The organism is Priestia endophytica (assembly GCF_026790145.1).
GTDB lineage: Bacteria > Bacillota > Bacilli > Bacillales > Bacillaceae_H > Bacillus_I > Bacillus_I endophytica_A.
The window spans coordinates 1-23,988 of sequence record NZ_JALAMS010000015.1 but is presented as its reverse complement, the minus strand read 5'-3'; the positions used below and the strand labels follow the sequence as shown (position 1 = coordinate 23,988).

At 39.2% G+C, this 23,988-nt stretch carries 24 protein-coding genes and 1 other annotated feature; all 24 genes read left to right on the top strand.

The window, feature by feature from the left end; all coding sequences use genetic code 11:
* Positions 1-94: 94 nt before the first annotated feature.
* Positions 95-1,006, top strand: a complete 912-nt coding sequence (spoIIGA, locus tag MOC86_RS12025; protein ID WP_268584430.1) for a sigma-E processing peptidase SpoIIGA — start codon at positions 95-97, stop codon at positions 1,004-1,006.
* A 25-nt stretch (positions 1,007-1,031) separates the two neighbouring features.
* The gene (sigE, locus tag MOC86_RS12020) at positions 1,032-1,751 is read left to right on the top strand and encodes an RNA polymerase sporulation sigma factor SigE (protein WP_019391734.1); all 720 of its coding nucleotides are present in this window, start codon (positions 1,032-1,034) and stop codon (positions 1,749-1,751) included.
* 145 nt (positions 1,752-1,896) lie between these two features.
* A complete protein-coding gene (gene sigG / locus MOC86_RS12015) occupies positions 1,897-2,718 on the top strand; it encodes an RNA polymerase sporulation sigma factor SigG (protein ID WP_372450208.1) in 822 nt (273 codons plus the stop codon).
* A gap of 111 nt (positions 2,719-2,829) precedes the next feature.
* Positions 2,830-3,087 (top strand): YlmC/YmxH family sporulation protein, encoded by a 258-nt coding sequence (locus MOC86_RS12010; RefSeq protein ID WP_243518072.1) that lies wholly within the window; start codon positions 2,830-2,832, stop codon positions 3,085-3,087.
* A 91-nt stretch (positions 3,088-3,178) separates the two neighbouring features.
* Positions 3,179-4,009, top strand: a complete 831-nt coding sequence (gene pgeF / locus MOC86_RS12005; RefSeq protein ID WP_268584429.1) for a peptidoglycan editing factor PgeF — start codon at positions 3,179-3,181, stop codon at positions 4,007-4,009.
* Entirely contained in the window at positions 4,006-4,683 is a 678-nt protein-coding gene (locus tag MOC86_RS12000) for a YggS family pyridoxal phosphate-dependent enzyme (protein WP_268584428.1), read from the top strand. Before pgeF ends, MOC86_RS12000 begins: the two co-directional genes overlap by 4 nt.
* Before the next feature lie 17 nt (positions 4,684-4,700).
* Complete coding sequence (locus tag MOC86_RS11995) at positions 4,701-5,165, top strand: cell division protein SepF (RefSeq protein WP_243518084.1); 465 nt, start codon at positions 4,701-4,703, stop codon at positions 5,163-5,165.
* A 2-nt stretch (positions 5,166-5,167) separates the two neighbouring features.
* Positions 5,168-5,428 carry a YggT family protein gene (locus MOC86_RS11990; protein WP_040057042.1) on the top strand — a complete coding sequence of 87 codons (261 nt, stop codon included), beginning with the start codon at positions 5,168-5,170 and terminating at the stop codon, positions 5,426-5,428.
* 25 nt (positions 5,429-5,453) lie between these two features.
* Positions 5,454-6,230, top strand: a complete 777-nt coding sequence (locus MOC86_RS11985) for an RNA-binding protein (RefSeq protein ID WP_019391741.1) — start codon at positions 5,454-5,456, stop codon at positions 6,228-6,230.
* Positions 6,231-6,370: 140 nt separating this feature from the next.
* Positions 6,371-6,880 (top strand): DivIVA domain-containing protein, encoded by a 510-nt coding sequence (locus tag MOC86_RS11980; RefSeq protein WP_268584427.1) that lies wholly within the window; start codon positions 6,371-6,373, stop codon positions 6,878-6,880.
* A gap of 75 nt (positions 6,881-6,955) precedes the next feature.
* Positions 6,956-7,189: a binding site (T-box leader), on the top strand.
* A 75-nt stretch (positions 7,190-7,264) separates the two neighbouring features.
* A complete protein-coding gene (ileS, locus tag MOC86_RS11975; protein ID WP_268584426.1) occupies positions 7,265-10,033 on the top strand; it encodes an isoleucine--tRNA ligase in 2,769 nt (922 codons plus the stop codon).
* Positions 10,034-10,191: 158 nt separating this feature from the next.
* A complete protein-coding gene (locus tag MOC86_RS11970; RefSeq protein WP_040056691.1) occupies positions 10,192-10,446 on the top strand; it encodes a hypothetical protein in 255 nt (84 codons plus the stop codon).
* A gap of 240 nt (positions 10,447-10,686) precedes the next feature.
* The gene (gene lspA / locus MOC86_RS11965; RefSeq protein WP_124049430.1) at positions 10,687-11,145 is read left to right on the top strand and encodes a signal peptidase II; all 459 of its coding nucleotides are present in this window, start codon (positions 10,687-10,689) and stop codon (positions 11,143-11,145) included.
* On the top strand, positions 11,146-12,057 hold the full coding sequence (locus MOC86_RS11960) for an RluA family pseudouridine synthase (RefSeq protein WP_268584425.1): 912 nt from the start codon (positions 11,146-11,148) through the stop codon (positions 12,055-12,057).
* A 189-nt stretch (positions 12,058-12,246) separates the two neighbouring features.
* Positions 12,247-12,789, top strand: a complete 543-nt coding sequence (gene pyrR / locus MOC86_RS11955; RefSeq protein WP_019391747.1) for a bifunctional pyr operon transcriptional regulator/uracil phosphoribosyltransferase PyrR — start codon at positions 12,247-12,249, stop codon at positions 12,787-12,789.
* Between the two features lie 129 nt (positions 12,790-12,918).
* Positions 12,919-14,223, top strand: a complete 1,305-nt coding sequence (uraA, locus tag MOC86_RS11950) for a uracil permease (protein WP_268584424.1) — start codon at positions 12,919-12,921, stop codon at positions 14,221-14,223.
* Positions 14,224-14,375: 152 nt separating this feature from the next.
* Complete coding sequence (locus MOC86_RS11945; RefSeq protein ID WP_268584423.1) at positions 14,376-15,284, top strand: aspartate carbamoyltransferase catalytic subunit; 909 nt, start codon at positions 14,376-14,378, stop codon at positions 15,282-15,284.
* Positions 15,268-16,554, top strand: coding sequence for a dihydroorotase (locus tag MOC86_RS11940; protein ID WP_268584422.1), 1,287 nt, complete (start codon positions 15,268-15,270; stop codon positions 16,552-16,554). Before MOC86_RS11945 ends, MOC86_RS11940 begins: the two co-directional genes overlap by 17 nt.
* Entirely contained in the window at positions 16,551-17,651 is a 1,101-nt protein-coding gene (locus MOC86_RS11935) for a carbamoyl phosphate synthase small subunit (protein ID WP_268584421.1), read from the top strand. Before MOC86_RS11940 ends, MOC86_RS11935 begins: the two co-directional genes overlap by 4 nt.
* Positions 17,636-20,851: a carbamoyl-phosphate synthase large subunit gene (carB, locus tag MOC86_RS11930; RefSeq protein ID WP_268584420.1), complete on the top strand. Its 3,216-nt coding sequence runs from the start codon at positions 17,636-17,638 to the stop codon at positions 20,849-20,851. The genes MOC86_RS11935 and carB overlap by 16 nt, the downstream gene beginning before the upstream one ends.
* On the top strand, positions 20,848-21,621 hold the full coding sequence (locus tag MOC86_RS11925; RefSeq protein WP_040056687.1) for a dihydroorotate dehydrogenase electron transfer subunit: 774 nt from the start codon (positions 20,848-20,850) through the stop codon (positions 21,619-21,621). Before carB ends, MOC86_RS11925 begins: the two co-directional genes overlap by 4 nt.
* A gap of 2 nt (positions 21,622-21,623) precedes the next feature.
* Positions 21,624-22,559, top strand: a complete 936-nt coding sequence (locus tag MOC86_RS11920; protein WP_326847729.1) for a dihydroorotate dehydrogenase — start codon at positions 21,624-21,626, stop codon at positions 22,557-22,559.
* On the top strand, positions 22,531-23,247 hold the full coding sequence (gene pyrF / locus MOC86_RS11915; RefSeq protein ID WP_268584418.1) for an orotidine-5'-phosphate decarboxylase: 717 nt from the start codon (positions 22,531-22,533) through the stop codon (positions 23,245-23,247). Before MOC86_RS11920 ends, pyrF begins: the two co-directional genes overlap by 29 nt.
* Entirely contained in the window at positions 23,244-23,879 is a 636-nt protein-coding gene (pyrE, locus tag MOC86_RS11910; protein ID WP_268584417.1) for an orotate phosphoribosyltransferase, read from the top strand. The genes pyrF and pyrE overlap by 4 nt, the downstream gene beginning before the upstream one ends.
* Positions 23,880-23,988: the final 109 nt, after the last annotated feature.

Genomic DNA, 23,988 nt, shown 5'->3' with positions numbered 1-23,988 from the left:
TCTTTCTCTCATCATGAACTGACAGACTTTGGTGGGACAGTGTTTTATACTAATTCATAACAAAAGAAGAATAAGAGGGAGGAGTGGAACAGAGTTGGCCATTTATCTTGATTTAATATGGCTACTAAACTTTCTATTTGATGCGCTACTTCTGCTGCTTTGTGCGGTTCTTTTAAAGAGGTCTTTTAAATGGTGGAGACTGCTTCTTGGAGCTTTTATTGGATCATTGATTGTCATTCTTTTATTTACAGATGCAGCTCCTTTTGTAGAACACTATGGAGGAAAACTCACTTTTTCGGTTGTAATGGTCCTTGTTGCTTTTGGTTTTGTTCGCCTCCGCTACTTGATTGAGAGTTTATTAACATTCTATTTTGCTACTTTTACGGTTGGAGGAGGATTGATGGGTCTTCACTTTATGTTCTCAGACACGCTTATTTTCCAAGCTGCTGCAGCTCCTCATTCAGCAAGCTTTGGAGATCCTGTAAGTTGGGTTTTTATTGTTCTCACATTTCCTGTTCTTTTTTATTTTTCTAAAAAGAGAGTGGAAGGATTGCAAACGAGAAAAGTGCTTTATGATGAATTGATTCCAGTGACAATTCATATTAATGGACAAAGAGTAGAGGCAAAAGGGCTGATTGACAGCGGAAACCAGCTTACAGAGCCGTTGACAAAAACGCCTGTTATGATTGCTGTAAAAGAGCTAATGAGTGAAATCGTACCTTCAAAGCTTCTTGAGTTAACATCAAGTCTTGATGAAGATCATCTTTATGATGAACTACCTGTAGAATGGACAAACCGTATTCGCTTTGTTCCATACAGAAGTGTTGGTAGTTCGAGTCAGCTATTGTTAGCTTTAAAGCCTGACTTCGTAACCTTTCAATATCAAGATGAAGAAATGAAAGTAAAACGAGTTCTCGTTGGCATAAGTCCTGTCGAACTTTCACCTGAAAAATCGTACGAATGTATTGTTCATCCAAAAATGATTGTTGTATCAAACGTTTCTTAATTTGAGAGAAGAAAGGGGCAGAAAAATGGCTACATATAAAATTCGCTTGCGATTATGGTGGTACAAACTCTTAATTAAGCTTGGTTTAAAAACGGATGAAGTATACTATATTGGGGGAAGCGAAGCACTACCGCCTCCACTTTCTAAGGAAGAAGAAGCTGTTTTGCTTACAAAGCTTCCGAATGGAGATGAAGCAGCCCGTTCGATTCTTATTGAACGTAACTTGCGACTTGTTGTGTATATCGCTCGTAAATTTGAAAACACGGGGATAAATATTGAAGACTTAATAAGCATTGGGACAATTGGCCTTATTAAAGCAGTTAACACATTTAATCCAGAAAAGAAAATTAAGCTTGCCACATATGCTTCACGCTGTATTGAAAATGAGATCCTTATGTATTTGCGACGCAATAATAAGCTTCGTTCAGAAGTATCGTTTGACGAACCATTAAATATTGATTGGGACGGTAATGAGCTTCTTCTCTCTGATATTTTAGGAACAGAAGACGATATTATTACAAAGGATTTGGAAGCAACCGTTGATCGGAAACTGCTTTTAAAAGCTCTTCATCAATTAACAGATCGAGAGAAACAAATTATGGAACTTCGCTTTGGTTTAAGAGGAGATGAAGAGAAAACCCAAAAAGATGTTGCTGATATGCTGGGAATTTCACAGTCTTATATTTCAAGACTTGAGAAGCGAATAATTAAAAGATTGCAAAAAGAATTTAATAAAATGGTGTAGCGAGAAGGAATTAAGCCTTCTCGCTTTTCTTTTAATATTTCGAAATTTAGAAATAAAAACAGTGAAATGTATATATAATGCCCTTTTGCTCTTTGTTCTCATTTTTCGTACCATCCCTACGTGCATATTTTTTCCTTTCAAGGAGATACTGAATTTTGAACATCATCTCCTGATAGGAGGGTCACCATTGGCAAGAAACAAAGTAGAAATATGCGGCGTTGATACTGCAAAACTACCTGTACTAAAAAATGAAGAAATGCGCAAGCTTTTTAAAAGCATGCAAAGCGGTGATACTAGCGCTAGAGAAACGCTCGTAAACGGAAATTTGCGCCTTGTGCTAAGCGTCATTCAACGGTTTAATAATCGTGGTGAATATGTCGACGATTTGTTTCAAGTTGGCTGCATCGGTCTCATGAAATCTATTGATAATTTTGATCTTAGCCAAAACGTTAAGTTTTCCACATATGCCGTACCGATGATTATCGGGGAGATTCGTCGCTATTTGCGCGATAACAATCCGATACGGGTTTCAAGATCACTGCGTGATATTGCGTATAAAGCGTTGCAAGTGAGAGAGAAAATCATTGGTGAAACTTCTAAAGAACCAACAGCAGAAGAAATTGCAAAAGTGCTCGATGTTTCACACGAAGAAATTGTTTTTGCCCTTGACGCGATTCAAGATCCTGTCTCGCTATTTGAGCCAATTTATAATGATGGGGGCGACCCAATCTATGTAATGGATCAACTTAGTGATGACCGTAACAAAGATACAAGCTGGATTGAAGAAATTGCCCTTAAAGAAGGAATGAGAAGATTAAACGAGCGTGAAAAATTGATTTTGCGCAAGCGTTTTTTTCAAGGGAAAACTCAAATGGAAGTTGCTGAGGAAATTGGGATCTCACAAGCTCAAGTTTCAAGGCTCGAAAAAGCAGCTATTAAACAAATGAACAAAAATATTCAGAACTAAGTGCAAAAAAGCGGTTAAGACTAGTCTTAACCGCTTTTTTTATCGGATTAACTTCTGTTTTTACAACGCGTCCCATATATATAGTAAAAAGTGTATAAAGGGGAGAAAGAGATGATCCGAATCTCAGAATTTCAGGCAAAAGACGTTGTGAACGTATCAGATGGAAAGCGATTAGGGAACATTGGGGATGTGGATATTGACGTTTCAACAGGAAAAATCTATTCGATTATTATTCAAGGTTCAAATCGGATGTTAAGTATGTTTACAAAAGAAGAGGAAATTGTTATTCCATGGCGAAGTATAGTAAAAATTGGCTCAGATGTTATTTTAGTTCGCTATAAAAAAGCCTCTGAATTTCCTAGTGAATAGAGCGCACTTTTTAGTCAACAGATGATAACAAACTGTGTTACAATGAGAAAAAGCTATGCTTATAATAAGGGGAAGTGTGGATTGATAATAAATGGAACCGTTTGTAAAAAGCAAGAAAGAAACCCTTTTATCGTTAGAGCTGTGGGAAAGTGAGTATGCCAACTTAACGGCTGGATTTACAACAAAAAAGGGTGGAGTAAGTTCTCCCCCTTATGAGAGCTTAAATCTTGGTCTACATGTGAATGATAGTGCAAAAGACGTTGTTAAAAATCGTCATATTGTAGCAGAACAATTGTCATTTCCGCTCGAAAGCTGGGTATGTGCAGAACAAGTTCACGGCACAAATATTCAGAAAGTAACGATGAATGATAAAGGTAAAGGAACACAAAGCTACAGTGACGGCATCGCAAAGTGTGATGGTATTTATACAAAAGATCCATCAGTTTTACTTTCGCTTTGTTTCGCAGACTGTGTGCCGTTATATTTTATAGCTCCGAATTATCACTGTATTGGTCTTGCTCATGCAGGATGGCGTGGCACAGTTGGAAACATTGCAGGAGAGATGATTTCCGCTTTTAAAAGTGAAGGAATACGAGAGAGTGAGATTTTTGTTACTATCGGACCATCAATTGGCGAATGTTGCTATATTGTAAATGATGAAGTTATTGATTTAGTAAAAACGGTGCTAGATGATAGGTCAGGAAGTGCGTATAATGAAGTTGAAAAAGGTCAGTATACGCTGAACTTGCAAAAAGTGAACAAGCATCTGCTTTTACAAGCAGGAATTGCAGAAGAAAATATTCTTCTTTCCTCACGCTGTACAAGCTGTGAAAGTGAAACATTTTTTTCACATCGCCGTGATGAAGGAAAAACAGGAAGAATGTTTAGTTTTATTGGATATAAGGAGAGTGTCAACCTGTGAACGTTGCACAAAATGCCGCACATATACATAGCAAAATAAAGGCAGCGTGTGAGCGCGCTAACCGTAACATTGACGAAGTAAAACTCGTTGCTGTGACAAAGTATGTTTCAAAAGAAACAGCTCAAAAAGCGTTAGACTCTGGTGTGGTTCATTTAGGAGAAAACCGTAATGAAGGATTTCTAGACAAATATGAGACGCTTGGTGAAGAAGCTGTTTGGCACTTTATTGGTTCTCTGCAGACGCGTAAAGTGAGAGATGTTATTAATAAAATCGATTATCTTCACTCTTTGGATCGTTTGTCTCTTGCAAAAGAAATAGAAAAACGAGCGGAACACCCTGTAAAATGCTTTATTCAAGTCAATGTATCAAATGAGGAAACAAAGCACGGTTTAAAAAAAGAAGAGGTTATTCCATTCGTGCAAAAGCTGTCAGACTTTCAGAAAATTGAAGTGATAGGCCTCATGACAATGGCTCCGCACATTGAAGATCAAGAGAAGCTAAGACACTACTTTTATGAACTTCGACTGTTAAAAGAAAAAATTACAGCTCTAAATCTTCCATCCGCACCTTGCACAGAGTTATCAATGGGCATGAGCAATGACTATGAGATAGCTGTTGAAGAAGGCGCAACTTTTGTTCGTATCGGAACCTCGCTTGTTGGAAAAGAATTTTAAGAAGGAGAGGTAGAACAATGGGAATGAAAAGTAAGTTCAAAAACTTTTTTGCTCTTGAAGAAGATGAATATGTAGAGGAAGAATATGAGCAAAGAAGATATGAAGAAGAACCAAGGGAGCAAGAGCCAAGAGAGATGAAACAGCAAACGCAAACTCAAAACCAAAATCAAAATGTTATCAGTCTTCAAAGCGTACAAAAATCTTCAAAAGTGGTGCTTTTTGAGCCAAGAATGTATGCGGAAGCACAGGATATTACAGATCATTTAAAAAATCGAAAAGCAGTTGTGGTAAACTTGCAGCGCATTTCCCGCGATCAAGGCGTGCGCATTGTAGACTTTTTAAGTGGAACAGTTTATGCATTAGGCGGAGATATTCAAAAAGTAGGAACGAATATTTTCCTATGTACACCAGACAACGTTGACGTTACAGGAGCAATTAGTGACGTAGGTGAAGAACAAGTAACCAATAATAAGAGGTGGTAGCTCTGTTAATATTAAATATTTTAGATAATGTGATTCAAATCTACACATGGGCTTTAATCATTTATGTATTAATGTCATGGGTTCCTAATTTGAGAGAAAATGCCGTTGGTCAGTTTTTAGGGCGCATTTGTGAGCCATATTTGGAAGTGTTTAGACGCATCATTCCACCGCTTGGAATGATCGATATTTCACCAATTGTAGCGTTTTTCGTTCTAAATTTAGCTCGCATAGGATTGCACCAAGTATTTATGATGTTTTTATAAATTTTAAAGCAAGCAGAGTGGTATAATGACAGAACTTTATCAGCATTTCAGAAAAGAAGAGCACGAGTTCGTTGACGCTGTGTTAGAGTGGCAAGGGCAAGTATTAAATCAATATAGCCCAAAGCTCACAGACTTTTTAGATCCCCGTGAACAGGATATTGTGCATACAATTATCGGAAGTGAAGGGGATGTAAAAGTTTCTTTTTTTGGTGGCTATGAAGGGGCAGAAAGAAAGCGTGCTCTTTTATTTCCAAGCTATTATGAGCCAAGTGAAGAAGACTATGAGCTTGAACTTTTTGAAGTCAAGTACGCGTCAAAGTTTGTTACACTAGAACATCGGCACGTACTTGGCACTCTAATGTCTGTTGGACTTAGACGTTCAAAGTATGGAGATATTATCGCTGGAGAAGAGCGGATTCAGTTTATTGTAGCTCGGGAGATGTCCTCCTTTGTGAAAATGAACATTTCAAAAATGGGAAAAACGTCTGTATCGTTACAAACCAAACCGCTAAACAGCGTAATGGACAATAAAGAAGAATTAGAACTGAAAGAAACGACGGTTTCATCACTTCGCCTTGATGCTGTTCTTTCGTCCATCCACAACATATCTCGACAAAAAGTTCAAACTCTTATTAATGGTGGACATGCTAAAGTGAACTGGAAAACACTTGAACAACCTTCTTTTGAATGTAATGAAGGAGATACTCTTTCTTTAAAAGGGCATGGACGAGCTCGTGTTGTTAGCATTAACGGAAAGACAAAGAAAGAAAAATGGCGAATAACGGTTGGTAAACTAAAATAATTGTTAAATAAGGCAGGAATGTGATGTAAAATGTTGAATATGACAATGTGTAGTTTAGATAGCCTTATTTGGTAACAGCGAAAACGCTGTAGTGAAATATACAAATTTAACTAGGAACTTAATTGATGGAGGTGGCTCTTGTGCCTTTAACACCTTTAGATATTCACAATAAAGAATTCAACAGAGGATTTCGTGGATATGATGAAGATGAAGTAAACGAATTTTTAGATCAAATTATTAAAGACTATGAGCAAGTTATTCGAGAGAAGAAAGAAATTGAAGAACGAGTTCACGAACTAACAGAAAAGCTTGGTCATTTTACAAACATTGAAGAAACGCTAAACAAATCAATTTTAATTGCGCAGGAAACAGCAGAAGACGTTAAACGCAATGCTCAAAAAGAAGGAAAGCTTATCATTAAAGAAGCAGAGAAAAATGCGGATCGTATTATTAATGAGTCTCTTGCTAAATCTCGCAAAATTATGCTTGATATTGAAGAGCTGAAAAAGCAATCAAAAGTATATCGTACAAGATTCCGTATGCTTATTGAAGCGCAGCTTGAGATGCTGGATAATGATGACTGGGATCATATGATGGATTACCAAATGGTTGCAGCTGGTGAGGATGTTGACGGAGAGAAAGACGAATAACGCCCTTTCTTATGAAGAAATCTTGACATCTCAAGGAGAATTATCATATAATACTCAATAAAATGCTCGATTACCCTACAGACGAAGAAAGGGACAGTAATTTCTTTTCAATTATGATCAAGCGAGTCAGGGATGGTGCAAGCCTGATATCAAAAAAGAAATGAACATCACCCTGGAGTTCCATGTTGAACTTATAGTAAACAATGGCGTTTCATTCGCGTTAAGAATGTGAAAGAGGATGAGCTGACTTTTTTCTATCGTCAACGAATCAATTAGGGTGGTACCGCGGGAAACCTTCTCGCCCCTTCATGGGGATGAGTTGGTTTCTTTTTTTATGCCGTAACGAGCGTTTATAGGAAATGACTAGAAGGTGGAGGTAAGGAAATGGAATATAAACAAACGCTTTTAATGCCGAAAACAGAGTTTCCAATGCGTGGTAATCTTCCAAAGCGCGAGCCGGAAATGCAGAAGAAATGGGAAGGAATGAGTATTTACGAAAAAGTACAGGAACGCACAAAAGGTCGCCCGTTCTTCGTTTTACATGATGGACCTCCATATGCAAACGGAGATATTCATATGGGGCATGCGTTAAATAAAGTATTAAAAGACTTTATTGTACGCTATAAATCAATGGCTGGTTTCCACGCTCCATACGTACCTGGTTGGGATACGCACGGTTTACCAATTGAGACAGCTCTAACGAAAAAAGGTGTAAATCGTAAAGAGATGAGCATTGCTGAGTTCCGCAAGCTTTGTGAAGAATACGCTTGGCAGCAAATTGATGGACAGCGTGAACAATTTAAAGCACTTGGAGTTCGCGGTGATTGGGAAAATCCATATGTAACGCTTGAGCCGCAGTATGAAGCACAGCAAATTCGTGTTTTCGGTGAAATGGCGAAAAAAGGCTATATTTATAAAGGTCTTAAGCCTGTATACTGGTCTCCTTCAAGTGAATCAGCACTAGCGGAAGCAGAAATCGAATATCAAGACAAACGTTCACCATCTATCTATGTCGCTTTTGATGTAAAAGACGGAAAAGGCGTTCTAACAGATGAGAAGTTTGTCATCTGGACAACAACTCCTTGGACAATGCCAGCTAACCTTGGAATTTCGGTTCACCCAGCGCTTGAGTACAGCATTGTTGAAGCAAATGGTAGCAAATATGTTATTGCTTCAGACCTTGTTGAATCGTTTACAAAAGAAGTAGAATGGGATGAGTACAAAGTTGTGCGCACTCTAAAAGGAACAGAGCTTGAAAACATCACTGCTTCACATCCACTATACGGTCGTGATTCCCTAATCATGCTAGGTGAGCACGTTACAACTGATGCTGGTACTGGATGCGTTCATACAGCACCAGGACACGGGGAAGATGACTTTATCGTAAGTCAAAAATACGGACTTGAAGTACTATGCCCTGTTGATGCAAAAGGGGTTATGACAGAAGAAGCAGGCGAGTTTGCTGGATTATTCTATGATAAAGCGAACAAACCAATCGTTGATAAACTTGAAGAAGTTGGAGCACTCGTAAAATTATCGTTCATTACCCACTCATATCCGCATGACTGGCGTACGAAGAAACCAACAATCTTTAGAGCAACGGCACAATGGTTTGCATCAATTAAAGACTTCCGCAGCGAATTACTAGATGCAATTAAAGAAACAGAATGGACGCCAAAATGGGGAGAAACTCGTCTTCATAACATGGTGCGTGACCGTGGTGACTGGTGTATTTCTCGTCAGCGTGCATGGGGTGTTCCAATTCCTGTGTTCTACGCAGAAAACGGCGACTCTATTATTACAGATGAAACAATTGAACACGTATCAAACTTATTTAGAGAACATGGTTCAAATGTATGGTTTGAACGTACAGCAAAAGAACTTCTGCCAGAAGGATTTACACACCCAGGAAGCCCGAACGGTGAATTTACAAAAGAACAAGATATCATGGACGTTTGGTTTGACTCAGGTTCATCACATCAAGCTGTTCTTGAAGAAAGAGAAGACCTTGTGCGCCCAGCAGACCTTTACTTAGAAGGTTCTGACCAGTATCGCGGTTGGTTCAACTCATCTCTTTCAACAGCTGTTGCTGTAACAGGAAAAGCTCCATATAAAGGCGTATTAAGCCACGGATTTGCTCTAGATGGTCAAGGACGTAAAATGAGTAAATCAATCGGAAACGTTGTTGTTCCTGCAAAAGTCATGAAGCAGCTTGGAGCAGATATTCTCCGCCTATGGGTTGCATCTGTTGACTATCAAGCAGACGTACGCGTTTCAGATGAGATTTTAAAACAAGTTGCTGAAGTATATCGTAAAATCCGCAATACGTTCCGCTTCCTTTTAGGAAACTTAGCAGACTTTAATCCAAGTGAACATCGCGTTGAGATGGAAAACTTGTGTGAAGTTGATCGCTACATGATGGCGAAATTAAATGAGCTCATCAAAAACGTAAAAGCAGGCTACGATAACTATGAATTTGCTTCTGTTTACCAAGCTGTTCATAACTTCTGCACAATTGATATGAGCTCATTCTACCTAGATTTTGCAAAAGATATTCTTTATATTGAAGAAGAAAGCAGCCATGATCGTCGTGCAATTCAAACCGTTCTGTATGATTCTCTTGTTGCCCTAACAAAACTTGTATCTCCAATTTTAGCTCATACAGCTGACGAAGTGTGGGCACATATCCCAGCTGTGGAAGAAGAAAGTGTACAGCTAACAGATATGCCACAAGAGTTTGTTGTACAAGGTGCAGAGGAGCTTTTAACAAAATGGAGCAGTTTCTTAACGCTTCGTGATGATGTGTTAAAAGCACTTGAAGTAGCTCGTAATGAAAAAGTGATTGGTAAATCATTAACAGCTAAAGTAACACTATATCCAAGCGAAACAACAAAAGAGCTTCTTTCTTCTATTAAAGAAGACTTGAAACAAATTTTCATCGTTTCAGATCTTGAGATTGCTGGAAATAAAGACGAAGCTCCTGAAAATGCAGCTCGTTTTGATGAAGTAGCGATTACAGTAGAAAAAGCCGAAGGTGAAACATGCGAACGCTGCTGGACAGTGACAAAAGAAGTTGGAGAAAACAAAAATCATCCAACACTTTGCACACGCTGCGCAAGCATTGTAGACAATATGGAAATTAAAGAAGCATAATGATAAAAAACCTCCGTTTCTATGCGGAGGTTTTTTTATGGATAAAAGGCTTTTTTTACTGTCTTTAAGGAAAAAGTTGTGTTGCACATTTTACGTCCCAACCGGTCACACTATAACTACTCTTAACAACAACTTTAACAGCAGGGATGGGGGATAGCATGTATGAGAGCATTAGACATGAATTACTTGTAATGCGTGATGAGCTTAGGCAGAGTTTATACCGAAATACCGCTAGTACGAACCCACAAGTTAGACAGTATATCCAAGATGATTTAGATGATGTTGAACGAGCGCTTTTAAAGTTGGAAATTGGTGTTTTTGGTGTTGATGAGAGCACAGGGGCACAAATTCCTTATCATAAGCTTTCAGCTCTGCCAACGGCCCGCACGGAGGAAGAAATTATATATCATTAAAATGGCGATAAAAGAGTTAGAAGTAGCACTTAAGCTTCTAACTTTTTTTTATGGGTTAAAAAAGGTCACTTTTAAATTTGAATTTCAAATAGAGGCCAACTTGTGCTAAAATTCATAATGGTAATAAATTCGTCAAAATACTGGCAGAGAAAAGCCTTTTCCTTTTTCCCTATCGTTTGAAGTAGGGTTCTTCTTATTTTTAGGAAGGGTGAAAAGGTAACTAGAGAAGGAGGAGCGGCTGTGTGGTATTATTTGATTGCTCTATTTGTTATTGCGCTTGATCAATTAACAAAATGGATTGTCGTTCAAAAAATGGAGTATGGAGAAAGCATTACGGTAATTGAAAATTTCTTTTACATTACATCCCATCGCAATAGAGGAGCAGCATGGGGAATACTAGAAGGGAAGATGTGGTTTTTTTACCTCATCACGATTATCGTGATTGGAGCAATCATTGTTTATATACAAAAACTAGGCAAAAAAGAAGCGCGTCTTAAAGTAGCACTTGCTTTTATGCTTGGAGGAGCTATTGGAAACTTTATCGACCGTCTCGTACGTAAAGAAGTTGTCGATTTTATTGATACATACATTTTTTCTTACAACTATCCAATCTTCAACATTGCAGATTCTGCACTTGTGATAGGGGTTATTCTTGTATGTGTGTTTACTTTATTTGATGGAAAAAAGGAGTCAAAATAAATGGAAGTTATTACGTTAAGTATGGAAGAAAGTCAAGCAGGACAAAGGCTTGATAAAGTACTTTCTTCTTCGATTGAAGGATCAAGAACGCAAATTCAGCAGTGGATTAAAGATGGAAACGTCAAAGTAAATGAAAGCAAAGCTAAAGGAAACTACAAAGTAAAAGTAAATGATACGATTGTTATTGAAATTCCAGAGCCAGAGCCGCTTGATGTTGTTCCAGAAGAAATGGATTTAGATATTTATTATGAAGATGAAGACGTGCTTGTTGTAAATAAACCGCGTGGCATGGTTGTACATCCTGCGCCTGGTCATGTATCAGGAACGCTTGTAAATGGGCTTATGGCTCATTGTAAGGACCTTTCAGGTATTAATGGCGTTATGCGCCCAGGTATCGTTCATCGCATTGATAAAGATACGTCAGGCCTTTTAATGGTTGCTAAAAATGATTTAGCACACGAGTCATTAGTAAGTCAGCTTGTTGCTAAAACGGTAACAAGACGATATAAAGCAATTGTTCATGGAGAAATTGCTCATGAAAACGGCACAATTGACGCACCAATTGGTCGTGATAAGAAAGATCGTCAAAGCATGACAGTTACAAATGAAAACAGCCGTGATGCTGTTACACATTTTAAAGTGCTCGAAAGATTTAAAGATTTCACTTTTGTAGAATGTCAGCTTGAAACAGGTCGTACACATCAAATTCGTGTTCATATGAAATATATTGGCTTCCCACTTGCTGGAGATCCAAAATACGGACCAAAAAAGACTCTTGATATTGATGGACAAGCGTTACATGCGGGCATTTTAGGATTTGATCATCCACGTACAGGAGAATACAAAGAGTTTGAAGCACCGCTTCCTAAAGAGTTCAGCGACTTACTTGATTTATTAGCAAAAAGAAGTTGACAAACTCTTATAATGGTGACATAATCTTAAGTAGTTAAATAAGACCCTTTAACATCAGTCCTGTGAGGCTGAGAAGGAAACGGACCGCAGATGCAGCAGGCGTCTGCAAGCTTACTATACCCGGCATCCTCTCAGTCACGGACAAAGAGGATGCTTTTTTTATGGAATGAAGAAGTGAGGTGAACGCAGGTGGGAATTAAAGCAAATGTACTAGATGAGCAAGCAATCAGAAGAGCGTTGACACGTATTGCTCATGAAATTATTGAAAGAAACAAAGGCATTCAAGAATGCGTTCTTGTTGGCATTAAAACACGAGGCATTTACCTTGCAAATAGGCTTGCTGAACGAATTGAACAAATCGAAGGAAAGCCGATTCCAGTAGGAGAGCTTGATATTACTCTTTACCGTGATGATTTATCAAAAGCAACAGAAACAAATGAACCGCTTGTAAAAGGTTCTGACATTCCTGTAGAAGTGTCAAACAAGACTGTTGTTGTTGTAGACGATGTCCTTTATACAGGTCGAACAGTGCGAGCTGCAATGGATGCACTTGTGGATATTGGTCGACCATCTCAAATTCAACTTGCTGTGCTCGCTGATCGAGGCCATAGAGAGCTTCCGATCCGCGCTGACTATGTTGGGAAGAACATTCCAACATCTAAGAGTGAAAAAGTAACGGTCAAGCTGAAAGAAGTAGACGAACTTGATGAAGTAACAATTATGGAAAAATAATAAACGTAAAAAACCTCCTTTTAAACGGAGTCCTGTGAGGCTCATAAAGGTGGTGTGATAGGATACGTCTATCATCGCCTCTTTATGCCCTCCGGTGTAAAGAGGTTTTTTATTTAAGGAGAGAAACAGATGAAAAAACAAACGATTGGTGTACAGGAAAAACCACCTTTAAGCAAATGGTTGCCCCTTAGCTTACAGCATTTGTTCGCGATGTTTGGAGCAACGGTACTTGTACCATTCCTTGTTGGGCTAAGCCCTTCAATAGCGCTGATCTCAAGCGGAATTGGAACACTGACATTTTTGCTTATCACAAAAGGGCAAATTCCCGCATATCTTGGTTCATCGTTTGCCTTTATCGCGCCTCTCATTGCGGCTCAAGCAAGCGACGGGATTCAAGGAGCGATGTTTGGGACATTTTTAGCTGGTGTAATTTATGCTATTGTTGCTCTTCTTATTAAAAAAACAGGCGTAAATTGGATTATGAAGCTTTTACCACCTGTTGTTGTAGGCCCAGTAATTATGGTAATCGGCCTTAGCTTGGCTGGCTCAGCGGTGAATATGGCAATGAATGATAGCGATGGAAACTACAACGGCAAGTTTTTACTTGTAGCACTTGTCACATTGGGAGTGACAGTCATTGCTTCAACATACTTTAAAGGCTTTCTTGGCTTAATCCCGGTTCTTATCGGTCTTGCTGTTGGCTATATCTTCGCTTTAACACAAGGTTTGGTTGATTTCAAACAAGTACAAGAAGCCAGTTGGATTGCGATGCCAGACTTTTCTATCCCGTTTCTAGCTTATACACCTTCATTTTCTTGGAATGTGGCTCTTATCATGATTCCGATTGCGATTGTGACGCTGTCAGAACATATTGGTCACTTGTTTGTACTGAACAAAGTAGTTGAAAAAGACTTTATCAAAAAGCCTGGTCTTCATCGCTCAATCTTAGGAGATGGAGTGGCAACAATGATTGCTGGGTTAATTGGTGGACCTCCAAGCACAACATATGGAGAAAACATCGGCGTGCTGGCGATTACAAGAGTGTTTAGCGTGTTCGTTATCGGAGGAGCAGCTGTGATTGCAATCTTGTTCGGATTCGTTGGAAAGGTTTCAGCTCTTATCTCAAGCATTCCATCACCAGTAATGGGAGGCGTATCAATTTTACTCTTTGGAATTATCACTTCATCTGGATTGCAAATGATGATTGATAAGAAAGTCGATTTAAGTGATAAGCGTAACCTTGTGATTTCATCTATTATCCTTGTAATCGGGGTTGGAGGCACAACGCTTAAAATTACACATCAGCTTGAGCTTGATGGGATGACGCTTGCAGCGATCAGCGGAGTTGTTTTAAACCTTGTATTACCAAAAGAGAAAAAAAAGCAAGAGGCAAAACAAGCAGAAGTTATTGAAATTGAAAAAAATATTGTATAAAGTTACACCTTTTAAACTAAAGTCCTGTGAGACTTAAAAGGGTGTGTAGGTTTGCTATAGCCTAAAAACACCCTTTCCTTACACAACCTTGTGAATGGAGAGGGTGTTTTGTTAGCAAACCTCCTCACCTCCAAAAGAATAGGAGGAGAAACATGAAGAATTTAGTATCAATGGCTGACTTATCAGTTGAGGAAATTTTAGATCTTCTTGAAAATGCAGAGAAAATGAAACACGGTAAGTATGTAACACAGCTTCCAAAGCAAACATTCGTTGCGAATTTATTTTTTGAACCAAGCACGCGCACAAAATCAAGCTTTGAAGTAGCGGAAAGAAGACTAGGACTCGACGTTATTCCATTTGATGTAACAACGTCAAGCGTTCAAAAAGGCGAAACTCTCTATGACACTGTGCAAACTTTATCATCTATTGGAGTAGAAGCAGTTGTCATTCGTCATACAGAAGATGAGTATTACAAAGATCTCATCGGAAAGATTTCAATTCCGGTCATAAATGCAGGAGACGGATGTGGTCAGCATCCAACCCAATGTTTGCTTGATCTTATGACAATTAAAGAGGAGTTTGGCGTTTTTGAAGGACTGAACGTAGCCATCATAGGTGACTTACGCCATAGCCGGGTTGCAAGAAGTAATGTCGAAATATTAGGAAAACTAGGAGCGAACATTCTTCTAGCAGGGCCTGAAGAGTGGAAAGATTCTTCACTAGAAGGCACATATGTAACAGTTGATGAAGCAGTTGAAAAAGCGGATGTTGTTATGCTTCTGCGCATTCAGCTTGAAAGACATGAAAAGGACGAAGACCTACGTGCTTACCATGAACAATACGGGCTAACAATCGAGCGAGAAAAGCACATGAAAAAAGGAAGCATTATTATGCATCCAGCTCCAGTAAATAGAGGAGTTGAAATCGCCGATGAGCTTGTGGAATGTTCGCGCTCACGTATTTTTAAACAAATGGAAAACGGCGTCTATATTCGAATGAGCGTGCTTGCGCGTTCTTTACAAATGACTGAAAGGGGAATGAAATATGCAATTGCTCATTAAAAACGTAAAGGTACTAACAAATAACGGTCAACTAGAGGAAAAAGAAGTTCTCATTGAAGAAAACAAAATTGTTAAGGTGAGCAAAAATATTTCAAGCGAAGCTGCTGAAATTATTGATGGAAAAGGTCAGCTTCTTTTACCAGGATTCATTGATGCTCATATCCACCTTCGTGAGCCAGGCGGCGAGCATAAAGAAACGATTGAGACAGGAACGCTTGCAGCAGCAAGAGGGGGCTTCACAACTGTTGCAGCAATGCCAAATACAAGACCTGTTCCAGATACAAAAGAAGGAATGACATGGCTTGTTAATCGTATTGAAGAAAAAGGACATGTCCGTGTTTTACCGTACGGATCCATTACAATTCGCCAAGCTGGAAAAGAACTAACAGATTTTGAAGGACTAAAAGAAGCAGGTGCATTTGCACTAACAGATGACGGAGTTGGTGTTCAATCTGCAGGCATGATGTATGAAGCAATGAAAAAAGCAGCAGCACTCAACATTCCAATTGTTGCGCACTGTGAAGATAATACATTAATTTATAAAGGCTCTGTTCATGACGGGAAATACTCTCGTGAGCAAGGATTAAACGGAATTCCATCCGTTTGTGAAGCCGTACATATTGCAAGAGACGTTCTTCTTGCAGAAGCGGCGGGTTGTCATTATCATGTTTGTCATGTGAGTACAAAAGAATCTGTTCGCGTTATCCGCGATGCAAAAAAAGCAGGAATTAACGTAACAGCAGAAGTTACGCCACATCATCTTCTTCTAAGTGAAGACGATATTAAAGGACAAGATACATCATTTAAAATGAACCCACCACTACGAGCAAAAGAAGATCAACAAGCTCTTATTGAAGGACTTTTAGATGGAACAATTGATTTCATCGCAACAGATCATGCACCACATACAGAAGAAGAAAAGAGCGTTGGAATGGAGCGTGCACCGTTTGGTATTGTAGGACTTGAAACAGCATTCCCGCTTCTTTATACAAACCTTGTTGAAAAAAATGTTCTAACATTAGCACAGCTTGTTGAGTTTTTGACGGAAAAAGTTGCTTCAGTCTTTAACTTACCGTATGGAACATTAGAAGAAGGAGCAATAGCAGATCTTACGCTTGTGAACTTAACAGAAGAAGAAAAAATTGATCCAAATGAGTTTTTATCAAAAGGTCGCAACACACCATTCAAAGACTGGACATGTAAAGGATGGCCTGTTATGACAATTGCAAAAGGAAAACGCGTATGGGAAAAAGGGAGTGTAACAGTATGAAACGTCAGTTAATTTTAGAAGATGGAACAGTATTTATTGGAGAAGGATTTGGTAGCACTAAAGAAATGATGGGGGAAGTTGTATTTAACACAGGAATGACAGGCTATCAAGAAGTTCTTTCAGATCCTTCTTACTGTGATCAAATCGTTACAATGACATATCCGTTGATAGGAAACTATGGAATTAACCGAGATGATTTTGAGTCAATTACACCAGCTGTGAAAGGATTTATCGTTAAAGAAACATGCGATTTTCCATCAAACTTCCGCAGTGAATACTCACTTCATACGTTCCTAGAAGAGAAAGGAATTCCAGGACTTTCTGGTATTGATACAAGAAAGCTTACACGTAAGATTCGTACGGTTGGAGCAATGAAAGGGAAAATTTGTGGAATGGATGAAAATCCAGAAGAAGTAGCAGCAGCGCTTCGCGGAACAGATTTTGCAACGGATCAAGTGAGTCGGGTTTCTACAATGAAACCATATCCAAGCCCTGGTCGCGGTTTTAAAGTAGTTGTTGTCGATTTTGGAATGAAGCACGGTATTTTAAGAGAGCTAACAGAGCGTCACTGTGATGTTATCGTTGTACCGTACAACACAACAGCAGAAGAAATTTTACGCTTAAATCCCGACGGCATTATGCTAACAAATGGACCTGGAGATCCAAAAGATGTACCAGAAGCACAGGAAATGATTAATGGAGTACTTGGGAAAATTCCTTTGTTTGGAATCTGCCTTGGACATCAGCTTTTTGCTTTAACATGTGGAGCAGATACCGAAAAAATGAAATTCGGTCACCGTGGTGCGAACCACCCAGTGCAAAATGTTGAAACAAAGCAAGTGATGATCACTTCTCAAAACCACGGCTATGCAGTTCGAGAAGAAAGTGTAGAGAATACAGATCTTGAAATTACGCACATTGCACTAAACGATGATAGTGTAGAAGGATTAAAACATACGAAATATCGTGCTTTTACAGTTCAGTTCCACCCAGAAGCGTCTCCAGGACCTGAAGATGCAAACAGCTTATTTGAACAATTTATCACAATGATGGAAGAAGAAAAGAAAGCGGGGAATCTTACATGCCAAAACGCGTAGACATTCAAACAATCTTAGTAATTGGATCAGGACCAATCATCATCGGGCAAGCAGCAGAATTTGACTATGCGGGAGCACAGGCGTGTTTAGCTCTAAAAGAAGAAGGCTATAACGTTATTCTTGTGAACTCGAATCCAGCAACAATTATGACAGATACAGAAATGGCTGACAAAGTATACTTAGAGCCGCTTACATTTGACTTTCTAGCATCCATTTTACGTAAAGAACGCCCAGATGCTATTCTCCCAACGCTTGGGGGGCAAACAGGTTTAAACCTTGCAATGGAATTATCAAAAGCAGGAATTCTAGAAGAGCTTGATGTTGAAGTGCTTGGAACGAATTTACAGGCAATTGAACAAGCAGAAGATCGTGAGCAATTCCGTTCTCTTATGAACGAGCTTGGTGAACCTGTACCAGATAGTGAGATTATTCACACACTGGAAGAAGCGCGTACGTTTGTTGAAAGCGTAGGTTTCCCTGTTATTGTGCGTCCAGCATACACGCTTGGTGGAACAGGCGGAGGGATTTGTCATAATGACGAAGAACTAAACGAAATTGTCACAAGCGGATTGAAGTTAAGTCCTGTTACGCAGTGTCTTCTTGAGAAAAGTATTGCAGGCTTTAAAGAGGTAGAGTATGAAGTAATGCGTGACAGCAACGATAATGCAATTGTTGTTTGTAACATGGAAAACATCGATCCTGTTGGAATTCATACAGGAGACTCTATTGTAGTAGCACCAAGTCAAACGTTAAGCGATAGAGAATACCAGCTTCTAAGAAATGCTTCTCTAAAAATTATTCGTGCTTTAAAAATTGAAGGAGGCTGTAACGTTCAGCTTGCGCTTGATCCATATAGCTTTAACTATTACATCATTGAAGTAAACCCACGTGTAAGCCGTTCATCTGCGCTAGCGTCTAAAGCAACAGGTTATCCAATTGCGAAACTTGCAGCGAAAATTGCTGTAGGCTTAACACTTGCTGAAATGAAAAACCCTGTAACAGGAAGAACATATGCATGCTTTGAACCAGCACTAGACTATATTGTAACGAAAATTCCTCGCTTTCCATTTGATAAGTTCGAATCAGCAAACCGTAAGCTTGGAACGCAAATGAAAGCAACTGGTGAAGTAATGTCAATTGGTCGCACATTTGAAGAATCATTGCTAAAAGCTGTGCGTTCACTTGAATCAAATGTTTATCATCTTACATTAAATGAAGCAGAAAACATTGATAATGAACTGTTAGAAAAACGTATTTGTACGGCAGGTGATGAGCGCTTGTTCTACGTTGGAGAAGCACTTCGCCGCGGCTACACAATCGATCAAATTCATGAGTTTAGCATGATAGATCTTTTCTTCTTAAAGAAAATGGAGAACATTATCAAGTTCGAAAAAGAAGTACAAGAAAACCAAAAAGACTATACAGTATTGAAAAAAGCAAAAGAAATGGGCTTTAGTGATAAAGAAATTGCGAAGCTTTGGGACATGAGTGAGCGTGACGTCTACGAGTTCCGCAAAGAAAACAAACTTTTCCCAGTCTATAAAACAGTAGATACATGTGCAGCAGAGTTTGAATCACAAACACCATACTTCTACGGTACGTACGAAGAAGAAAACGAGTCAGAAATAACGGAAAAAGAAAGTATTGTTGTGCTTGGATCAGGACCAATTCGTATCGGACAAGGAATCGAATTTGACTATGCAACAGTGCACTCTGTATGGGCTATCCAAGAAGCAGGATATGAAGCGATTATTGTCAATAACAACCCAGAAACGGTCTCAACAGACTTTAGTACATCTGACAAACTGTATTTTGAACCACTAACAGTTGAGGATGTTATGCACGTTATTGAACATGAAAAACCAAAAGGTGTTGTTGTTCAGTTTGGTGGACAAACAGCGATTAACCTTGCAGAAGAGCTTGAAGCACGCGGTGTTAAGATTCTAGGAACATCACTTGAAAGCTTAGACACAGCGGAAGACCGCGATAAGTTCGAAAAAGCATTAGCACGTCTTGGTGTACCACAGCCACTTGGCAAAACGGCAACATCAACAGAGCAAGCTGTAAATATTGCTCGTGAAATCGGCTATCCAGTGCTTGTTCGTCCTTCATACGTTCTTGGCGGAAGAGCAATGGAGATTGTATATAAAGAAGAAGAACTTTTATACTACATGGAAAATGCGGTGAAAGCACATCCAGATCATCCAGTGTTAATTGATCGCTATTTAACAGGTCAAGAAATCGAAGTTGACGCAATTTCTGATGGAGAAACAGTAGTCATCCCAGGAATTATGGAACACGTAGAGCGTGCAGGCGTTCACTCAGGAGACTCAATTGCTGTATACCCACCGCAAACATTACCACAGGACATCCAAGATAAAATTGTAGATTATACGATTCGCCTTGCAAAAGGATTAAACATTGTCGGTCTATTAAACATTCAGTTTGTCTACTCAAAAGGTGATGTGTATGTGTTAGAAGTCAATCCACGCTCAAGCCGTACAGTTCCATTCTTAAGCAAAATTACGAATGTTTCAATGGCAAACATTGCAACAAAAGTTGTTGTTGGAGCTTCATTAAAAGAGCTTGGCTATGAAACAGGATTATGCCCTGTAAAACAAGGAGTTTACGTGAAAGTTCCTGTCTTCTCCTTCGCTAAACTGCGTCGCGTTGACATTACGCTTGGACCTGAGATGAAATCAACAGGAGAAGTAATGGGGAAAGACTTAACGTTTGAAAAGGCTCTTTATAAAGGATTTATTGCAGCGGGAATGAATATCCAACAGCATGGATCTGTGCTTATGACAGTATCTGACGGTGATAAAGAAGAAGCACTAGAGCTTGCTCGTCGCTTCCATGCGCTTGGCTATAAAATTTATGCAACAGAAGGAACAGCAGAAAACATTAAAAATGCAAACATTCCAGTTGAAGCTGTGAAGAAAATTAGCCAATCACATGAAGAAAACCTGCTTGGACTTATTCGTAGCGGTGAAGCGAAAATTGTTGTTAATACTCTTACAAAAGGTAAACAGCCAGCACGTGATGGCTTCCGCATTCGCCGTGAAGCAGTTGAAAATGGCATTCCATGTTTAACATCACTTGATACAGCGAACGCTATTTTAAGAGTACTAGAATCAATGGGATTCCAAACAGCACCAATGAACAAAAATGAAAAAGCACAGGAGGCTGTTCTTTCATGAATAAAAAAGGTGATATGACGATTGTTTCACAGCGTAATATAGCTAAAAACATCTTTGAACTAACGCTAAAAGGAGATCTTGTCCGTAACATGAACGAACCTGGACAGTTCGTTCATGTTCGGGTAAACAATTCCTACCTTCCTTTATTACGCCGTCCAATCAGCATTTCATCTATCAATAAAGAAAAAAACGAATGTACGCTAATTTATCGGGCAGAAGGAATGGGAACAGAGCTTCTTTCTAAAAAAATGGTTGGTGAAACGCTTGATGTATTAGGGCCTCTTGGTAATGGTTTTAAAATTAAAGAAATGGCTTTGAAGAAAACAGCCTTGCTTGTTGGCGGTGGCATTGGTGTTCCACCACTTTATCAGCTTTCAAAAGAATTAAAAGCAAAAGGAATAAATGTTATCCATGTGCTTGGTTTCCAAGATAGAGAAACGGTGTTTTATGAAAGCGAATTTGCAGAGCTTGGAACAACGTATATTGCAACAGCTGATGGATCCTACGGTGAAAAGGGATTTGTTACAGACGTTATTAGAAAGTACAATTTAGATTTTGATCATCTCTTCTCGTGCGGGCCAACAATGATGTTAAAAGCCTTGCAAGAGGAGCATGGTCACAAAGATGTGTATCTTTCACTTGAGGAAAGAATGGGCTGTGGCATTGGGGCTTGTTTTGCATGTGTTTGTCGAGTAAGTGAAAACTCTACAGATTATAAAAAAGTGTGCAGTGATGGTCCGGTCTTTAAAGGGGGAGAGATTTTACTATGAACATGCTTTCAACAAAATTGCCAGGTTTAGATTTAAAAAACCCTATTATGCCTGCTTCAGGTTGCTTTGGATTTGGAGAAGAGTATGCAGGACTATATGATTTAAGTCAGCTTGGTGCGATTATGATTAAAGCAACAACACCTCAAGCGAGATTTGGAAATCCGACCCCGCGTGTTGCTGAAACACCTGCTGGGATGTTAAACGCCATCGGTTTGCAAAATCCAGGGCTCGAGCAAGTGATCGAAAAGAAAGTAAAATGGCTTGAACAGTACGATGTACCTCTTATTGCAAACGTAGCAGGAGCAACAGAAGAAGATTATGTGATTGTTGCAAGAGAAATTTCTAAAGCCCAAAATGTTCGTGCGTTAGAGCTTAATATTTCTTGCCCAAATGTGAAAGCAGGAGGCATTACATTCGGTGTTGATCCAACGCTTGCAGCTGAATTAACAAGAAAAGTAAAAGAAGTGTCAGAAGTTCCTGTTTACGTTAAGCTTTCTCCAAACGTGACGAACATCGTTGAGATGGCATTAGCTGTTGAAAAAGCAGGAGCAGATGGATTAACAATGATCAACACGCTGCTTGGCATGCGACTTGATTTAAAAACAGGACAACCGATTTTAGCGAACAAAACAGGTGGACTTTCTGGTCCTTCCATTAAGCCTGTAGCGATTCGCATGGTGTATGAAGTAAGTCAGAGAGTTGCAATTCCAATTATCGGTATGGGCGGTGTGACAAACGCAAGCGATGTTTTAGAATTTTTATATGCTGGAGCAAGTGCAGTAGCGGTTGGAACAGCCAACTTTGTTGATCCATACGTTTGTCCACAAATTATTGAAGAATTGCCTGAAGTACTTTCAGAGTATGGATTTTCACATATTGAAGAATGCATCGGAAGGAGTTGGAAGAAACGTGAAGGATTCGCTCATCTTAGCTCTTGATTTTCCAAACAAAGAAGAAGTTCATACGTTTTTAACTCCTTTTGGGGATGAAAAACTGTATGTAAAAGTTGGAATGGAGCTTTTTTATAAAGAAGGACCAAGAATGATCGAAGAAATTAAAAGTATGGGACACCATATTTTTCTAGATTTAAAACTTCATGATATCCCAGTAACCGTCAAAAGAGCAATGAGTTCTCTTGCTTCTCTTGAGGTTGATCTAGTCAATGTTCATGCTCTAGGTGGAAAAGCAATGATGGAAGGGGCGCTTGAAGGGCTTGAAGCTGGAACAAGAAGTGGTAAAGCTCGTCCAAAATGTATTGCTGTAACACAGCTTACAAGCTCAACAGATGAGATGGTAAGAGCTGAACAGCTTGGTTCTGTTTCACTGCAGCAAAGTGTTGAACATTTAGCAGGCCTAACGAATGAAGCAGGACTTGATGGAGTTGTTTGCTCTGTTCACGAAGTAGAGAGAATTCATGAGCTTGTTCGCCCTGATTTTCTTACTGTAACGCCTGGTATTCGCCTTTTAGGAGATAATGCTCATGATCAACATCGCGTTGCAACACCAGCTATTGCACGTGAAAAAGGCTCAAACTTTATCGTTGTAGGACGCTCAATTACAAGAGCAGAAAATCCAGTTAAAGCATATGGAAAAGTTCAAAAAGAGTGGAGAGGGATAACATCATGAAAAAGAAAATTGCACAACACTTATTAACAATTGAAGCTGTATGTTTACAACCTAACGACCCATTTACATGGGCTTCAGGGATTAAATCACCGATTTACTGTGACAATCGCCTCACTCTTTCATATCCTGAAGTGCGTCAGGATATCGCACAAGGGCTTGCGAGTCTCATTCGAGAAAATTTCAAAGAAGTGGACGTTATTGCAGGTACGGCAACAGCAGGCATTCCACATGCAGCATTTGTTAGCGATGTTCTTAGCCTACCAATGTGCTATGTTCGTAGCAAAGTAAAAGAACACGGCCGTGGAAATCAGATTGAAGGACGAGTGACAAAAGGAGATAAAGTTGTTGTTGTAGAAGACTTAATTTCAACAGGCGGAAGCGTCCTGAAAGTTGTGAAAGCACTAGAAGAACAAGGCTGTGAAGTACTTGGAGTTGTTTCGATCTTCACTTACGAGCTTTCAAAAGCAGAAGAAGCTTTCAAAGAAGCGAACGTTACGTTAAAATCACTTTCTAACTATTCTACTCTAATCGAGGTAGCGCGTGAAAAAGGTAGCATCACAGAAAAGGATTTAGAAAAACTGAAAGAGTGGAAGAAAGATCCTTCTTCAACAGAATGGCTTTCACTTGTATAAAGATGATAAAAAGAGTCAATTAGGAATCTAGTTGGCTTTTTTTATTTTGAAAAAAGGAACATTACAATAAAAAGACCGTTCGTCAATATGGAGTTACCCCTGTCAAGTA

Bases quoted from the DNA above. Each gene is read 5' to 3' on its own strand.
- sigE (WP_019391734.1), top strand. From the start codon at position 1,032: ATGGCTACATATAAAATTCGCTTGCGATTATGGTGGTACAAACTCTTA.
- MOC86_RS12010 (WP_243518072.1), top strand. From the start codon at position 2,830: ATGATCCGAATCTCAGAATTTCAGGCAAAAGACGTTGTGAACGTATCA.
- pgeF (WP_268584429.1), top strand. From the start codon at position 3,179: ATGGAACCGTTTGTAAAAAGCAAGAAAGAAACCCTTTTATCGTTAGAG.
- MOC86_RS11995 (WP_243518084.1), top strand. From the start codon at position 4,701: ATGGGAATGAAAAGTAAGTTCAAAAACTTTTTTGCTCTTGAAGAAGAT.
- MOC86_RS11985 (WP_019391741.1), top strand. From the start codon at position 5,454: ATGACAGAACTTTATCAGCATTTCAGAAAAGAAGAGCACGAGTTCGTT.
- ileS (WP_268584426.1), top strand. From the start codon at position 7,265: ATGGAATATAAACAAACGCTTTTAATGCCGAAAACAGAGTTTCCAATG.
- MOC86_RS11970 (WP_040056691.1), top strand. From the start codon at position 10,192: ATGTATGAGAGCATTAGACATGAATTACTTGTAATGCGTGATGAGCTT.
- MOC86_RS11960 (WP_268584425.1), top strand. From the start codon at position 11,146: ATGGAAGTTATTACGTTAAGTATGGAAGAAAGTCAAGCAGGACAAAGG.
- uraA (WP_268584424.1), top strand. From the start codon at position 12,919: ATGAAAAAACAAACGATTGGTGTACAGGAAAAACCACCTTTAAGCAAA.
- MOC86_RS11945 (WP_268584423.1), top strand. From the start codon at position 14,376: ATGAAGAATTTAGTATCAATGGCTGACTTATCAGTTGAGGAAATTTTA.
- MOC86_RS11940 (WP_268584422.1), top strand. From the start codon at position 15,268: ATGCAATTGCTCATTAAAAACGTAAAGGTACTAACAAATAACGGTCAA.
- MOC86_RS11935 (WP_268584421.1), top strand. From the start codon at position 16,551: ATGAAACGTCAGTTAATTTTAGAAGATGGAACAGTATTTATTGGAGAA.
- carB (WP_268584420.1), top strand. From the start codon at position 17,636: ATGCCAAAACGCGTAGACATTCAAACAATCTTAGTAATTGGATCAGGA.
- MOC86_RS11925 (WP_040056687.1), top strand. From the start codon at position 20,848: ATGAATAAAAAAGGTGATATGACGATTGTTTCACAGCGTAATATAGCT.
- MOC86_RS11920 (WP_326847729.1), top strand. From the start codon at position 21,624: ATGCTTTCAACAAAATTGCCAGGTTTAGATTTAAAAAACCCTATTATG.
- pyrE (WP_268584417.1), top strand. From the start codon at position 23,244: ATGAAAAAGAAAATTGCACAACACTTATTAACAATTGAAGCTGTATGT.